We start from the raw sequence: 16,164 nt of genomic DNA, 5'->3' as shown, positions 1-16,164 counted from the left end.
TCGAATGTATGGTGCTAGGCAGTCATCTTGCCGCCTCCTTAGACTCCGGCGCATGAACACGGAGGAATTTCCATGCCCGAGACTCTGCTTTGCCCGCGCAACCTGGCGTTCGAACTCTATGAAGTGCTCGACGCCGAGAGCCTGACCCAGCGCGAACGATTCGCCGACCATAGCCGCGAAACCTTCGATGCGGCGCTGAACACTGCCCGCAGCATTGCCGAAAACCTCTTCGCCCCGCACAACCGCAAGGCCGACGAGAACGAGCCGATCTATAAGAATGGCGAAGCGGTGCTGATCCCCGAGGTAAAACCCGCCGTCGACGCCTTTATCGAAGCCGGCTTCCATAACGCCTCGCGCAGCTTCGACGATGGCGGCATGCAGCTGCCGAACCTGCTTTCACGCGCCTGCTTTGCGCATTTCCAGTCCGCCAATATCGGAACTTCGTCGTACCCGATGCTTACCATGGGCGCCTCGCACCTGATCGAAGTGTTCGGTAACGATGAGCAGAAGAGGCGCTTCTTGAAACCGATGCTCGAAGGTCGTTTCTTCGGCACCATGGCGCTGACCGAGCCGCATGCCGGCTCGTCCTTGTCGGATTTACGCACCCGCGCCGAGCCGGCCGGCGACGGTACCTACCGCCTGAAGGGCAACAAGATTTTCATTTCCGGCGGCGACCATCCGCTGTCGGAAAACATCGTTCATATGGTGCTGGCCAAGCTGCCGGATGCGCCGCCGGGCGTGAAGGGCATCAGCCTGTTCATCGTGCCCAAGTTTCTGGTCAACGATGACGGCTCGCTGGGCAAGCGCAACGATGTGATTCTTGCCGGACTGTTCCACAAGATGGGCTGGCGCGGCACCACCTCCACCGCGCTGAACTTTGGTGATAAAGGCGAGTGCGTTGGATACCTGGTCGGCGAGCCGCACAAGGGCTTGTCGTACATGTTCCAGATGATGAACGACGCGCGCATCGGCGTCGGCATGGGCGCGATCATGCTCGGCTACGCCGGCTACCTGTACTCGCTCAACTACGCCCGTGAACGCCCTCAGGGCCGCCTGCCGGACGGCAAGAACCCGGCCTCTGCGCAGGTACCGATCATCGAGCACACCGACATCAAGCGCATGCTGTTGACGCAGAAAGCCTATGTCGAAGGCGCCTTCGATCTCGGGCTGTATGCCGCGCGCCTCGTCGACGAGCAACACACCGCGCAGACCGAGGAAGAACGCAAGAACGCCCACGAATTACTGGATCTGCTCACGCCAATCGTCAAATCCTGGCCCTCGGAGTTCTGCCTCAAGGCCAATGAACTAGCGATCCAGATTCTCGGAGGCCACGGCTATACCCGCGAATATCCGGTCGAACAGTACTACCGCGATAACCGCTTGAACCCAATCCACGAAGGCACCCACGGCATCCAGTCGCTGGACTTGCTGGGCCGTAAACTCATGCAGAATGGCGGCGCCGGCCTGCGTCAGTTGCTCGGTTTGATTCATGGCACCTGCAAGCGAGCCGGCGAGTACAGCTCGCTCGACGCCCTGCGTGAGCCATTGGAACGGCTAATAGCACGCCTGACCGAGGTTACCCAGGCACTACTGGGCGATCTGATGGCCGGCAAGATCAACCAGGCGCTGGCTAACTCGGCGCTGTATCTGAAAGTGTTCGGCCACACCGTGATCGGCTGGCGCTGGCTGGAACAGGCGATTCGCGCCGAACAGGGACTGGCGGAAGGCAACTCGGCGGATACGGACTTCTACCGCGGCAAGCTGCAAGCGGCACGTTATTTCCTGACTTGGGAAGTGCCGAGCTGTCATCACGAGCTGGATCTGCTCGCCAGCCGTGACGACACCTGCCTGTCGATGAACGACAGCTGGTTCTAGCAAGCTTTAAAACTACCTGCGTGCTTCGCGAAGCACTCAATGAATGCCTCTTTGTACAAGAGGCATTTTTTTTGACAGCCCGTTAAATCATCAGGTTAGAATCCCTGGCATGTCCCGTGCATACCCTGCCGGATAACCCCCTTTTCTGGAGATCGCCTTGGACGTTGGCAGCATCAACCAACTCTTCCTCATCGGTGCCCTGTTGGTTGCTGCCAGTATCCTGATGAGCTCGATTTCCGCGCGTCTGGGTGTGCCGATCCTGGTCATCTTCCTCGGCGTCGGCATGCTGGCCGGGGTCGATGGCATCGGCGGTATCGTCTTCGAGGATTACCGGCTCGCCTTTGTCATCAGTAACCTTGCGTTGGCGGTAATTCTGCTCGACGGTGGCATGCGAACCCGCAAGGCCACCTTCCGCGTCGCGCTTTGGCCATCGATGTCTCTGGCTACCTTCGGCGTGGCGATCACCGCTGGCCTCACAGGCATCGCCGCAGCCTGGCTATTCGACCTGCGCCTGATCGAGGGCATGCTGATCGGCGCCATCGTCGGTTCCACCGATGCCGCCGTGGTGTTCAATCTGCTCAACGGCAAGGGCCTGAACGAGCGGGTCGGCCCGACACTGGAAATCGAGTCGGGCAGCAACGACCCGATGGCGATGTTCCTCACCGTCACCCTGATCGGCATGATCGCTTCAGGGGAGACCTCATTTACCTGGACCGTGCTGGTCAGTCTGATCCAGCAATTTGGTATCGGCATCCTCCTTGGCCTAGCCGGTGGCTGGCTGCTGCTGCAGCTGATCAATCGTCTCTCCGTAGCCGACGGCCTCTATCCGCTGCTAGCAGTCAGCGGCGGCATCATGATCTATGCCTTATCCGGCGCGGTGGGCGGTAGCGGGATCATCGCCGTGTATGTCTGCGGGCTGCTGCTGGGTAACCGGCCGATCCGCAACCGCCACGGCATTCTGCACATGTTCGACGGCTTGGCGTGGCTCAGTCAGATCGGCATGTTCCTCGTACTCGGCCTGCTGCTGACGCCCAGCGAACTGCTGCCGATCGCCGTCCCGGCGCTACTGCTGTCACTATGGATGATCCTCTTTGCCCGACCGTTGTCGGTATTCATTGGCCTGCTGCCGTTCAGGAGCTTCAACCTGCGCGAGCGGCTGTTCATTTCTTGGATCGGGCTGCGCGGCGCGGTGCCGGTGATCCTCGCGGTATTCCCGTTGGTTGCCGGGCTGGACAATGCGCAGCTGTTCTTCAACGTCGCGTTTTTCATTGTGCTGGTCTCGCTGTTGCTGCAGGGCACCACGCTGACCTGGGCGGCGAAGAAGGCCAAGGTGGAAGTGCCGCCTTCACCGGTGCCCATTTCCCGTACCGGTTTGCAGATTCATACCACCAGCCAGTGGGAACTGTTCATCTATCACCTAAACGCTAAAAAGTGGTGCGTAGGCGCCGCTCTGCGCGAACTTAAGATGCCAGAAGGCACACGCATCGCCGCCCTCTTCCGCGGCAAGGCGCTGCTGCACCCCTCCGGGAGTACACGCCTGCAAGTGGATGACATTCTTTGCGTGATCGGCCACGAAGAGGACCTTCCAGCGCTCGGCAAATTGTTCAGCGAGGCACCGCAGCGCGGCCGGGACATGCGCTTCTTCGGTGATTTCATCCTCGAAAGCGAAGCCGAGATGAGCGCCCTCGCTGCGCTGTACGGCTTGAAGTTGGGCGATGTGGATGGCAACCAGCAGATAGGCCAGTTCATCACCGAGCGTGTCGGCGGCAAACCGGTCATCGGCGACCATATCGAGTGGAGCGGCCTGACCTGGACCATCGCCGCGATGGAGCACGGCGAAGTGCGCAAGGTTGGTTTGAAATTCCCCGAGGGCAACAAACCCGGCCCCGCGCTGCACTTCTAAAAAAGATGGCCCTGGGCCGCCTGCAACTGGTTGAGACGTTCCGATCTATGGACTCGCCTCGGCCATCGGCAGCCCTTAGACTCCGCACTCTTTTCGACACTTCGACAGGACCCATGGCCTCCTTTCGCACCTTGTTATTGGCGACGCTGCTCGCCATTGCTCCTGTTTACGCACTAGCCCAGTCCGTGCCCGGCCTGAGCGCTGGCCAACCCGCTGAAGACGCAGCTGCGAAACCGGCGCAACCCAGTACTGACGATCGCGCCAAGCTGCTCGCTGAGCAGGCCGGAGAGGCACAGCAACGCCTGACCGAGCTCAAGACCGAGCTGGCCGGCGCGCCGAAGGAGATCGCTGCGGCGCAGCGTGAACTGAGCAAACTCAAAGGCAGCGATACCAGCAATCTGGCGGCGAAGCTGGCCAAGCTGACGGTCCCCGCGCTCGAGCAGCGGCTGGCCGAGCGCGTCGATGAGCTGTCGACCTGGCAAACGGCACTGACCGCCGCTAACAGCATGATCATTAGTGCACAGACACGTCCGGAGCGTGCCCAGGCCGATATCAGCAAATCCCAGACACGCATCGACGAAATCAACAACCTGCTCAAGACGGGCCGCGAAGCTGGCAAACCGCTGACTGACGAGCGTCGCGAACTGCTCACTGCGGAGAAATCCGCCCTAAACGCTCAGATCGAGCTACGCCGCAATGAGCTGGCTGGAAACAGCTTGCTACAGGACCTGGGCGTCGCGCGTCGCGATCTGCTGTCCGAGCGCATCGCTCGTGCCGAGCAGGAAACCATGGCGCTGCAGACGGCAATCAACAACAAGCGCCGGGAAGAATCAGAGCAGACCGTCGCCGAAATTACGCTGAAGGCCGAAAAGACCGGTTCCGGCAAACTTCTTCCTGCCGAAAGCGCCGAGAACCGCAAACTTTCCGGTTATCTGCTCCGAGCCACCGAGCGCCTCAATGACCTGACTCAGGAAAATCTGCAGACGCGCCAGCAGCTCGACACACTGAATCAGGCCGACCAGGCGTTGGAAGAGCAGATCGCCGTGCTCGAGGGCAGCCTGCTGCTGTCGAAAGTGCTCTATCAGCAGAAGCAGGCCCTGCCGCAGCTGAGTCTGGATAAGGATCTGGCCGATGAAATCGCCGACATCCGCCTCTATCAATTCGAGCTGAACCAGCGCCGCGAGGCCAGCGGAAATATCGAAGATTATGTCGACCAACTGCTCGCCAGTCAGTCATCGGAAGAGGTCAATCCGGAGGTGCGTAGTGCGCTGCTGGAGCTGATGCGCACCCGCAGCGAGCTGCTCGACCGGCTCAATCACGAGCTCAACGCACTGCTAAGCGAATCGATCACCCTGCAGTTGAACCAACGCCAGCTCCAGACCAAGGCCGAAGCCCTGCGCGAAACGCTAGACGAGCAGATGTTCTGGATCCCGAGCAACAGGCCGCTGGATCTGGACTGGTTCAAGAACGTCCCGACACTACTGGATCGTCAGTTGCGGGCGATGCCATGGGGCTCCGTTTTCGAGGCGCTCGGCGCCGGGTTGCTGGAACGGCCGCTGTTCTTCGTGCCGCTGCTTCTGGTGATCGGTTTACTGCTCTGGCGTCGCAACGCGATCAACGCCAAGCTCGATTCGCTCAGCGGCGACATCGGCCATTTTCGCCATGACAGCCAATTGCATACGCCGCTGGCCCTGCTGCTGAACCTGCTGCTGGCACTCCCTGGCGCGCTGTTCCTGGCGCTCTGTGGTTACGTCCTGCAGATGGATGGGCGCGGTCAGAACATCAGCCTCGGCGCCGCCTTTTACCAGATGGCGCAGGCCTGGCTGGTGTTCTACAGCGCCTATCGCATGCTCTCTCCCAACCGGGTTGCCGAGGCGCATTTCGGCTGGTTCCGCCCACAGGTGGCCTTCCTGCGCAACGAGATTCGCCGGCTGGGGCTGGTGGTCATGGCATTGGTGGCGGTCGTGGCGATTGCCGAACATCAGCCAGGCAGTTTGGTCGACGACGTGATCGGCATTGTCGTCGTACTTACTTGCTACGCACTGATGAGCTGGCGCCTGACGCGCCTGTTGTTAAAAGGCCCATCGAGCCAGAACGCACCGCCGGTGCGGCGCATCATCGGCCTGTTGTTCAGCGTGCTTCCATTGGCGCTGATCGTAGTCGTGGGACTCGGTTACTACTACACGGCGCTGAAGCTGACCGGCCGACTGATCGATACCCTGTATCTGCTGCTGGCCTGGGTGGTTATCGAGGCCGCCCTGATCCGGGGCCTGACGGTGGCTGCGCGGCGCCTGGCATACAAGCGAGCGATCGCCAGACGAGAGGCGAGTCCTGATGAAGCGACCACCTCGAACGAAGACGCGGCCGAGCCCGGCCTGGCCATCGAACAGGTCAATCAACAGTCCCTGCGCTTGACCCGACTGGCCATGTTCGGTCTGTTCTTCGTCGTCCTGTACTGGGTCTGGGCCGACCTTATCAGCGTGGTGTCGTACCTTGATAACGTCACCCTGTATGAGTTCACCAGCGGCAGCGGCGAGACTGCCAGTACCTCCGCCATAACACTCAACAATCTGCTCGGTGCGCTGGCCACGGTCGTCATAACCTTCGCGCTGGCGCGAAATCTGCCGGGACTCCTTGAAGTGCTCGTGCTGTCCAGAATGCGCCTGGCGCAGGGCAGTGCGTATGCGACCGGCACGTTGCTCTCGTACACCTTGGTCGGCATCGGTATTGTCACGACGTTGTCGACGCTTGGCGTTAGCTGGGACAAGCTGCAGTGGTTGGTCGCTGCGTTGTCGGTGGGCTTGGGCTTCGGCCTGCAGGAGATCTTCGCCAATTTCGTCTCCGGACTGATCATTCTTTTCGAAAAACCGGTACGCATCGGCGACGTGGTGACCATTGGCAATCTGTCGGGGACAGTCAGCCGCATTCGCATTCGGGCGACGACCATCACCGATTTCGACAACAAGGAAATCATCGTCCCGAACAAGACCTTCGTGACCGACCAGCTCGTCAACTGGTCGCTCAACGACACCATCACTCGGGTCACCATCCGCATCGGCGTGCAATTCGGTTCCGACCTGGACGAGGTGCGTAGCCTGCTGTTCCAGGCCGCCCGCGAAAACCCCCGCGTACTCAAGGAACCCGAACCGCAGGTCTTCTTCCTCAACTTCGGCGAGAGCCGCTTGGACCATGAGCTGCGCCTGCATGTGCGCGACCTCGCCGACCGCAACCCGGTGATCGATGAGATAAACCGGTGGCTGGACCAGGAATTCCGTGCACGCGGCATCGTCATCGCGTTCCGTCAGTTGGACGTGCATCTGAAAAATCCGCCGCCCGCTCTGCAAATCCAGCAAGCCAATAAAGACGAAGTCGTTATCGGGACACCTGCCAACGGTCAGACCTGAGGAACGCCACGACAGGCGCGACCTCCAAATTCAAGTGCGCTCGCCCCGCGGGCGCTACATTTCAGGACAGCGCCGGAGACCCCGTGAAGACTCTCACCGAGCTGAATTTCGATAACCGCTTCGCCCGCCTCGGCGATGTGTTCTCCACCGAGGTGATGCCTCAACCGCTGGAAGAGCCGCGCCTGGTGGTGGCCAGCGAGGCGGCCATGGCGCTACTCGATCTCGGCCCGGCGGTGGCTGACGATCCGCTGTTCGCCGAATTGTTTTCCGGCCACAAGCTCTGGAGCACCGCCGAGCCACGCGCGATGGTTTATTCCGGCCATCAGTTCGGCAGCTATAACCCGCGCCTGGGCGACGGTCGCGGCCTTCTGCTGGGTGAAGTCGTCAACGACGCTGGCGAGCATTGGGACTTGCACCTCAAGGGCGCTGGCAAGACACCTTATTCGCGTATGGGCGATGGCCGCGCCGTGCTGCGCTCGTCAATTCGCGAATTCCTCGCCAGCGAACACCTGCATGCGCTGGGCATCCCGAGCTCGCGCGCGCTGTGCGTGACCGGTTCCGACACGCCGGTCTATCGCGAACGTCAGGAGCGCGGCGCCATGCTAATGCGCCTCGCCCCCAGCCATGTGCGCTTCGGTAATTTCGAGTTTTTCTACTACACCAAGCAACACGACGAGTTGAAGCAGCTACTCGATCACGTCGTCGAATCGCACTTTCCCGTCTGCTTGGAACATCCGGAACCCTACCGCTCCTTTTTCCGCGAAGCGCTGGAGCGCACTGCAGGATTGATCGCCTATTGGCAGGCCTACGGCTTTTGCCACGGTGTGATGAACACCGACAACATGTCCATTCTGGGCATCACGTTCGACTTCGGCCCGTACGCCTTCCTCGACGACTTCGACGCGCGCTTTATCTGCAACCACTCCGACGATGCCGGGCGCTACTCGTACGAGAACCAAGTGCCTATAGCGCATTGGAACCTGGCCGCACTGGCTCAAGCTCTGACACCCTTCGTCGCGGTGGAGCAGCTGCGCGAGACGATGGATCTGTTTCTGCCGATCTATGAAGCCGCCTGGCTCGACCTGATGCGCCGGCGCCTGGGCTTCCGGACAGCGGAAGAAGACGACAGAGAGCTGGTGCAACGCCTGCTGCAGCTGATGCAGACCAGTGCCATCGACTACACGCGTTTTTTCCGTGAACTCGGCGACAGCGCACCGGAGCAGTCCCTGGCTCGTCTGCGCGAAGATTTCCTCGACATCAAGGCCTTCGACGATTGGGCCGCGACCTACCGCCAGCGTACCGAGCGCGAGAACAGCGACCAGAGCGACCGCCGGGCACGCATGCATGCGGTCAACCCGAAGTACATCCTGCGCAACTACCTTGCCCAGCAAGCAATCGAAGCAGCCGAAGCGGGAGACTACGGCCCGGTTCGCGAACTGCACGCGGTGCTCAGCCACCCGTTCGACGAACAACCTGGCATGGAACGCTACGCCGAGCGGCCGCCGGAATGGGGCAAGCATCTGGAGATCAGCTGCTCATCCTGAGCGGGGGTTCTGCGCAAGATGCTGCGCAGGGTTAAGCCGACCTGGGCGCTTCTGCCGGTCGCATAGCGCGCAACCACTGGGCTGGCACGCACATGCGCCAAACCTTGCGCAGGCGCCGGCAGAATATTGCCCAATTAAATGTGCACCGTTCCGCAGCGCCGTTCAGGCGCCCCCACTAAAACATCTCAACTGACTGATATAAAAGACATTTATTTTTATGGCACGCGCCTTGTAATTGTTTATCTGCCATTCCGGCATTTAACAAAGCAAGGAGAGCACTCATGCCAACACCCGCGTATCTGTCCCTCGAAGGCACCAAGCAAGGCCTGATCACCGCAGGCACTTTCACCGAGGACTCGGTCGGCAATATTTTCCAGGAAGGACATGAGGACCAGATTCTGGTGCAGGCCTTCCAGCACCAGGTCATCATCCCGCGTGATCCGCAGTCCGGTCAGCCCACCGGCCAGCGTGTACACAAGCCGCTGATGATTACCAAGGTATTCGACAAATCGTCGCCGCTGATCTTCAACTCGCTGACCTCTGGCGAGCGTCTGAGCAAATGCCGCCTGGAGTGGTACCGCACCTCCTCTACCGGCACCCAGGAGCACTACTACACCATCGAACTGGAAGACGCGGTGATCGTCGACGTGCAGTCGCGCATGCCCAACTGCCAAGATCCGAACATGTCCCACTTCACCCATCTGGAAGACGTCTACTTCACCTACCGCAAGATTGTCTGGACCCACGAAGTTTCCGGCACTTCCGGTTCCGACGACTGGCGTACTCCGATCGCCAGTTAAGGTGATCACGGCATGAGAAGCTTCGGCCGGGCATAACCTGACCGAAGCTTTTCTGCGAAACAGTAGCGGAAATTTGTCTCGCGACGCCGCAATGCGAGACCTAGCACTTAGTCGCGTCGCCGGCCTGTGATACATCGAGCCCCCGCATGCGCCCTGGCGCAAACCACGGACGGATCCAGGAGGAACAAGGATGTTCGCCCCCGCCAACCAAGCCCATTTTTCCCTGCATATCGAAGGCATCGAGCATGATCTTCAAGTGCTCGAATTCAGCGGTCGCGAAGCGATCAGCCAACCCTATCGCTTCGAGCTGGAGCTGGTCAGCGAACGCCCAGACATGGATCTGGAACGCTTGCTACAGCAGCCTGCGTTCCTGAAATTCTCCGGAGATGGCTCTGGTATTCATGGCCAGATCTATCGAGCCGCGCAAGGCGAGTCCGGCAAGCGACTGACTCGCTATCAATTGGTCATCGTCCCGAGACTTGCCTATCTGGCACACCGGACCAACCAGCGCATCTTCCAGAATCTCTCGGTGCCGCAAATCATCGCCCAAGTGCTCGAGGAGCGCGGCATTCTCGCCGATGACGGCCACCGATTCGACCTCGGCCCGGTGATTTACCCGGAACGGGATTATTGCGTTCAGTACGATGAAACCGACCTGCACTTTATCCAGCGACTCTGCGAAGAAGAAGGCATTCACTACCATTTCCAGCACAGTGAGTCCGGCCACTTGCTGGTGTTCGGCGACGACCAGACGGTTTTTCCCAAACTTGCACCTGTCGCCTATCAGCAGGACTCTGGCCTGGTAGCCGATGAGCCGGTAATCAAGCGCTTCGGGGTACGTGTCGAGACCCGCACCAGCCGCGTTACCCGTCGCGATTACAATTTTGAAAAGCCACGCCTGACCATGGAAGCGGCCGTTCGGAGCGACGCCCAGCCTGACCTTGAGGATTACGACTACCCCGGCCGTTTCGCCGGTCGTGAGCGTGGCAATCACCTGTCCCAGCGAGCCCTGGAACGGCACCGCCATGACTTCGAGCTGGCCGAAGGCGAAAGCGATCAGCCGCTGCTGGTTAGCGGTCATTTCCTTCCCTTCACCGAGCATCCGCGGAGCGACTGGAATCAGCTGTGGCTACTCACCGAGATCCATCACGAGGGCAAGCAGCCGCAGGTACTGGAGGAGTCAATCACCGACGCGTCACGCCCGCACGCACCAACCCCCTCTCCCCTTGGGGGAGAGGGCTGGGGTGAGGGGCTAGGGAATATTGCCCAACATTTCGGAGCTGGCGCCTTCACCCAAGGCTACCGCAACCACTTCACCGCCACACCTTGGGCCGTTCCCTTCCGCCCCGCGCTCCACCACCCCAAGCCCCGCATCCTCGGCAGCCAGAGCGCTGTAGTCACCGGCCCCGCCGGCGAAGAGATCCACTGCGACGAATACGGTCGAGTGAAAGTACAGTTCTTCTGGGATCGCGACGGCCAAGCCAACGACAAGACCAGCTGCTGGCTGCGCGTCTCCAGCAGCTGGGCCGGCGACCGCTACGGCGGCATCGCCATCCCTCGTGTCGGCATGGAAGTGTTGATTACATTTCTAGAAGGCGACCCCGACCAGCCGCTGATCACCGGCTGCCTATACCACAAGGAAAACGCCGTCCCCTACGACTTGCCGGCGAACAAGACCCGCAGCGTATTCAAGACGCTGAGCACTCCAGGCGGGGGCGGCTACAACGAACTACGTATCGAAGATCGCAAGGGCGCCGAACAGATCTACCTCCACGCTCAGCGCGACTGGGACGAAAACATCGAGCACGACCAGAAGATCCGCGTTGGCCACGAACGCCACGACACCGTCGAGGCCAACAGCTACAGCGAATTCCGAGCCGAAGAACACCGCACCACCCATGGTGATCGCCGCAGTGAGGTCAAAGCCAATGACCACCTCACCGTGGGCAACAACCAGCACGTGAGGGTCGGCACAGGCCAGTTCATCGAAGCCGGCCAGGAAATCCACCTCTCCAGCGGGCTCAAGGTCGTCCTCGAAGCAGGCAGCGAATTGACCTTCAAGGCCGCTGGCAGCTTCATCAAACTCGATGCGGGCGGCATCACAATGGTCGGGCCGGTGATCAAGATGAACTCTGGCGGGAGTCCGGGGAAGGGATCGGGCGCCGCGCCAGTTCTGCCGGGGCAGGTGAAGCCGGCAGATGGGAATAAGGCAGGCGTACCTCTGGAAGCTCTGGTGAAACAGAACCTGTTGTTTCGCAGCACCCGGGCAGGTGTGTGCGAGGTCTGCGAAGCTGCCAAGGCAACGCCTGGAGACAATGCATGAGCGCGTCCACGATCAGCTGCAGCGGCAACGGTGCGCTTTTGCTGGATGGTGCTCGCTATGAAAGCGCGACGGCGTGGCTCTATCAATCGTTTCCAAGCCACCAGCCACTGCCACTGCTAGTCGGTACTGCTTACGAACCCATAGCAGACGCGGGCCCCATTCTGTTGAATGCCCCCGTGGGCAGCCCGGCTTACGAAGCATGGAAGCACGGCGACAGTATTGAGGACGGCGTCTGGCTGGAAAGCGACGCCCCGATAGACGCCTTACAGCGCATCCTGCAAAACCGTTTGCGCATCTGTACCCCCGAGCATCGCGAGTTCTGGCTGCGTCTCGGCGATGCCCGTCCGCTGTATTCGGCCTGGCAGAGCGGGGCGAAGTGGCCGGACGGCTTCTGGCATCGTATCCAACGCATCTGGCTTCGCCACGAACACAGCACTTTTTGCGCCTGGCATAACGAACATCCAGAAAAGAACAATGTGCAGGCTGACTTGGGCGTCGCCGCCCAGTTGACGCTCGACTGGCCACTGTTAAAAGCGCTCGCCAGCCAGGACGACACGGCACAGGAGGCTGCCACATGACCGCTCAAGCTCCACATCCATCCAGTTCGATAGTGGCCGCGTGCCCGTTGCTCAGCGCTGTATTGCCTCTACGCTATGCGATCGGCCCTACCCTGCCGGTTGACACTAGCGCCTATGGGCTGCCCCCGCTGCAAGGGATGTTCCCCAATATCGGCGTTTATTTCGAGTCTTTGCAGGGCCGCTCGCTAAATTACACTACCCGCCTGTTACGCGACGGCTGGCTGTATGTCTGGCAGAGCGGGCTGAAACAAATGATTGAATACCGCGTCAACCGGGCCACGTTTACCCAAACGCCGCGTGCCGGAAAAGTCATCGACGGACGCACGTTGTCCTATCTGCTACTTCCTTCCGGCGAGTCGGCCATGCTGGCCTGGTCTCCCAGCCAGTGGAGCGACAGTCAGTTCGCTGCCGCCAAGACCAAGGCCGACGTGCGCCAACGAGTAATGCGCACAGTTACGCCTGGTGCAGCTCCATTCAGCGGCCAGGCCCGTACTATCCACGAGCGTATCGGCGACTACATGGACGCCACCTGGTATGGCTGGAGCTGCGAACCCTCTACTTCGCACCGTCCGGACTGGCCACAACTACTGAGCGACATGCAGCGCTGTGAACAGCAGTCCTATGCCTTGATCGATGATCCCTGGGGCGTACTGCTGGATCTGGCCGAATTGCTCCGCGCCCGCCAGCAGGCGTTTAGGGCCACTCGCGAAATACATGGCGAGGATTGGGCCATGGCCGGCGTAATCAAGTCTCTGGCTGAGAGCGACCCGCAAATCGATCGCCAGCTGCGCAGCATGACCAATTACCGAAAATTACAAACCGCCTGGCAGGAACAAACGCAGGAAGAAGATGAATACAGTGTCGATGTGCGTCGTCTCAGTGAGCTCTGGGCAGCCTGGTTCAACACTCTGGCACAACGTGGCCCCGCAAGCCTGGACACCGCGTGTGGCCACTTCGACATCACCCAGTCGGCGCCGCGGGAGGAGCTAGAGCTGCACTTCGCCGCCGCCTGCCTTGGTCCAGCGACAACCGGCCCTGGTGCGCAAGCCATCGCCAACGCCTTGATGCTCCAACAAAAAGCAGGCAAACCCTGGTTGGTCTGGTCACTGTTGGGGCTGGGGAAACGGCTAGGCATTGGCGAAATTAACACCATCGTCGGGCTGGCAGACGGCGCCAGGGACAACGGTGCCAGCGCGCTGGCTGAAGCGCGCACGCTGGCGGCACTGCTTAACAAGGCAGCCGGGAGCTTGGCCCGCCATGTTCAGGGCACCCCATTGGAGGCGCTGTTCGCTGCACTTGCCCCTATCGCCGGCCTGCGTCTGAGACAAGCCGACAATGGTTCCAACGTAGCTGGCCGTCTTTACCTAGCCGCCGCGCTGGCACGCAGCCAGCAGCGCCTGGCAATCGAAGCGGTCAGTCCGCGTCAGGTTGGCGAGTGGATGAGTGACCTGATGGGCACACGTCCCCGATTGCCCGCTAACCTCAGGCCCATACCACTTAGCGTTGCGGTCAGTGACGCCTTGCCATTCTTCCGCCTGTTACCGGCAAAAGACCTGCCCGCATTGACGGGACACCTGGCCGCCGACGTCAACCTCAAGGGGATGCTCGATCTGAGTAAGGGGGCGATGGAAAAGGCCCCGATCAAGTGTCTGGTGGCGCTAGTCGCAGGGGTGAATTTTGTTTGGGGTGGCGGCCAATTGTTCCAAGATAAGAACTTGAAAGCGGCGCTCTCGGTTGCTGCAGGTACAACGGGATTTGCTTCCGCTATATCAGCAGTAGTGCAAAAAGTAGCCGAGGTCGACTGGGAGGCAACCACAAAGATCGCTAGCTCGCATTCTCTTTCGACCCAAGCAGCCCTGACCAAAGCGTTGGGCATTGGTGCCAGCACTGCTTTCCTGCAATCAGTCACCTCAGGTTTCGACGTATTGGTCTTTGGTATCGAGGCCATGGAGTCCTACCAAACCGGCGATAATAATACTGCAAGCATCAACGTTGGACTTACCCTGGCCTCCGCCGCCAACCTGCGCTTGTACGTGCAGAGCTTTCGCACTATACGCGCCGCCCGTGCAGCGGTAATTGCCGGTGAGGCTGCTGCTATAGGGCGAGGTATTAGTGTGGCACCGCACCTGGCGGCCCGCGCGCTGGGCTGGACAATCCTGATCGTCGGCGGGGTCATCGCCCGGCAATACACCCAGGACACCCCATTGGAGGCCTGGGTCAAACACACTCGCTTCGGCACTTGCCCAGCGGAATGGGCCGACAGCTATGAAAAATCGATGACCGAATTGTACAAAATCGTTTTCCCCATCAGCCTCCAGGCTTACCGGCTCAACGAGCTGAACCCCTATCGCGGTATGCAGACCATTACCTATGTACTGCTACGCCTCCCGGGCAGGGATGTCCTGCGCGAAGATATGATCCACTTCAAAGGACACGAAACCTGGGGCAGCTTTTTCGGCCTTGGCGGCACCCGCAGGGCAGTGGAATGGTCGGGCAAGGACTTTGATCATCACAGCGGCACCCGGGTGACAACCGAGCCTGGCGTTGCTGTCTACCGCCGCGTTTACCATGAAGAAAACAGCGCCGAGCTCGATGCCATTAGCGGCGAATTGAGCTACTCCCCCGTCGAAGGACTGACCCTGCCGTCCATTGAAATCAAGGAACTCGCATGGCTGTAAGCGACCTGATCCAGCAAGCCCGCACCCGCTTCGGCCAAGCGCCTAGCGAGCTGTTGCGTGCCGACCAACCTACCGGCGAAAAGCCTTGGGAGATGTTCGTGACTGACGAACACACCGAGCATTATCTAGCGTTGAATTCTGGGGGGGGCTCGGATAAAGGAATGCTAACTGGCGTGCTAGGAGGAACTGTTTCAATAGTGATGGTTTTCTTCAGCCTTCTTTTTGCCGTCGGGGGAGATTGGGACGGCCTTGCAATCACTCTTCCTTTCGCACTCATTTGTTTGGTGATCCCATTCCTATGGGAAACCCGCCGTCCACTACCCCTGCCCATCCTTTTCAATCGCCGTACCCGCGAGGTTTATTTCGACCATAACGGCGAGCTTTACCACAGCCCTTGGGATGGTATTCAGGCGTTGGCCGGTGAATATGTGATGGTTGGCCCGCAAACCGGCGGCATGCGTAATGCCTCGCTGGAGATTCTTGTGCGCCGTCTGGGTGAGCCCGACAACGCCCTGCTGGTAAGCCTCGGCCTACCCATGGGCAAGACGCTGCAGATGCAAAAAGGCTTCTGGGAGTGGCTGCGCGCCTATATGGACAACGGCCCCTGGTTCGATGAGCACGGTCAACGCAGCGATTCAGACGCCTACGTCAAGGAGATGCTAAAAGCTAGCAACATCAAACGCACCGACTGGCACAGGCTAACCCTGGCTAAGATCGCCGATAAAAAGGCGGCAAATGGCGGCAAGAACTACCTCGAGTGGACCGACGCCTTCATGCTGGCGTGGGAAGTTTGGTCCTATCCGATGAACTGGCTGCAGGAGTTCACCTACAACGTCGCTAAGCGCCGCTCCCGTAATCGCTGGCCTCAGATAGTTACTGAGCGTTTGCAAGCCGTTGGCCCAACGACGCGTTTGATTGATCTGGAGCGTGAGCGCGGGCTGGACGTGTAACCAAACTGTTGACGTGCTCGTTCAAGGGCTCGGACGTCTGGCGCGGTTTCCCGCCTGTTTTTGGCTATTCCCAAATCGCACTGCAGGTCTATGAAACCCACTAATCCTT

At 60.1% G+C, this 16,164-nt stretch carries 9 protein-coding genes; all 9 read left to right on the top strand.

Annotation, left to right across the window (positions count from 1 at the left end; all coding sequences use genetic code 11):
* Positions 1–72: 72 nt before the first annotated feature.
* The 9 genes from D7241_RS13560 to D7241_RS13520 all read left to right on the top strand — a co-directional run bounded on the left by D7241_RS13560 (position 73) and on the right by D7241_RS13520 (position 16,055).
* Complete coding sequence (locus D7241_RS13560) at positions 73–1,875, top strand: acyl-CoA dehydrogenase (RefSeq protein ID WP_408101947.1); 1,803 nt, start codon at positions 73–75, stop codon at positions 1,873–1,875.
* Positions 1,876–2,032: 157 nt separating this feature from the next.
* A complete protein-coding gene (locus tag D7241_RS13555; protein ID WP_408101946.1) occupies positions 2,033–3,778 on the top strand; it encodes a potassium/proton antiporter in 1,746 nt (581 codons plus the stop codon).
* A 113-nt stretch (positions 3,779–3,891) separates the two neighbouring features.
* Complete coding sequence (mscK, locus tag D7241_RS13550; protein WP_408101945.1) at positions 3,892–7,182, top strand: mechanosensitive channel MscK; 3,291 nt, start codon at positions 3,892–3,894, stop codon at positions 7,180–7,182.
* An 83-nt stretch (positions 7,183–7,265) separates the two neighbouring features.
* Positions 7,266–8,726: a protein adenylyltransferase SelO gene (gene selO, locus D7241_RS13545; RefSeq protein WP_408101944.1), complete on the top strand. Its 1,461-nt coding sequence runs from the start codon at positions 7,266–7,268 to the stop codon at positions 8,724–8,726.
* A 281-nt stretch (positions 8,727–9,007) separates the two neighbouring features.
* Positions 9,008–9,526, top strand: a complete 519-nt coding sequence (locus D7241_RS13540; protein ID WP_255977685.1) for an Hcp family type VI secretion system effector — start codon at positions 9,008–9,010, stop codon at positions 9,524–9,526.
* A 190-nt stretch (positions 9,527–9,716) separates the two neighbouring features.
* Positions 9,717–11,849: a type VI secretion system tip protein TssI/VgrG gene (gene tssI, locus D7241_RS13535; protein ID WP_408101943.1), complete on the top strand. Its 2,133-nt coding sequence runs from the start codon at positions 9,717–9,719 to the stop codon at positions 11,847–11,849.
* Positions 11,846–12,427: a DUF4123 domain-containing protein gene (locus tag D7241_RS13530; RefSeq protein ID WP_408101942.1), complete on the top strand. Its 582-nt coding sequence runs from the start codon at positions 11,846–11,848 to the stop codon at positions 12,425–12,427. The genes tssI and D7241_RS13530 overlap by 4 nt, the downstream gene beginning before the upstream one ends.
* The gene (locus tag D7241_RS13525) at positions 12,424–15,105 is read left to right on the top strand and encodes a toxin VasX (protein WP_408101941.1); all 2,682 of its coding nucleotides are present in this window, start codon (positions 12,424–12,426) and stop codon (positions 15,103–15,105) included. The genes D7241_RS13530 and D7241_RS13525 overlap by 4 nt, the downstream gene beginning before the upstream one ends.
* A complete protein-coding gene (locus D7241_RS13520) occupies positions 15,096–16,055 on the top strand; it encodes a hypothetical protein (RefSeq protein ID WP_408101940.1) in 960 nt (319 codons plus the stop codon). The genes D7241_RS13525 and D7241_RS13520 overlap by 10 nt, the downstream gene beginning before the upstream one ends.
* Positions 16,056–16,164: the final 109 nt, after the last annotated feature.

The organism is Stutzerimonas sp. VN223-3 (assembly GCF_045999685.1).
Lineage (GTDB): Bacteria > Pseudomonadota > Gammaproteobacteria > Pseudomonadales > Pseudomonadaceae > Stutzerimonas > Stutzerimonas stutzeri_AR.
The sequence above is the reverse complement of the archived record's forward strand: the minus strand, read 5'-3'. Positions and strand labels throughout refer to the sequence as shown.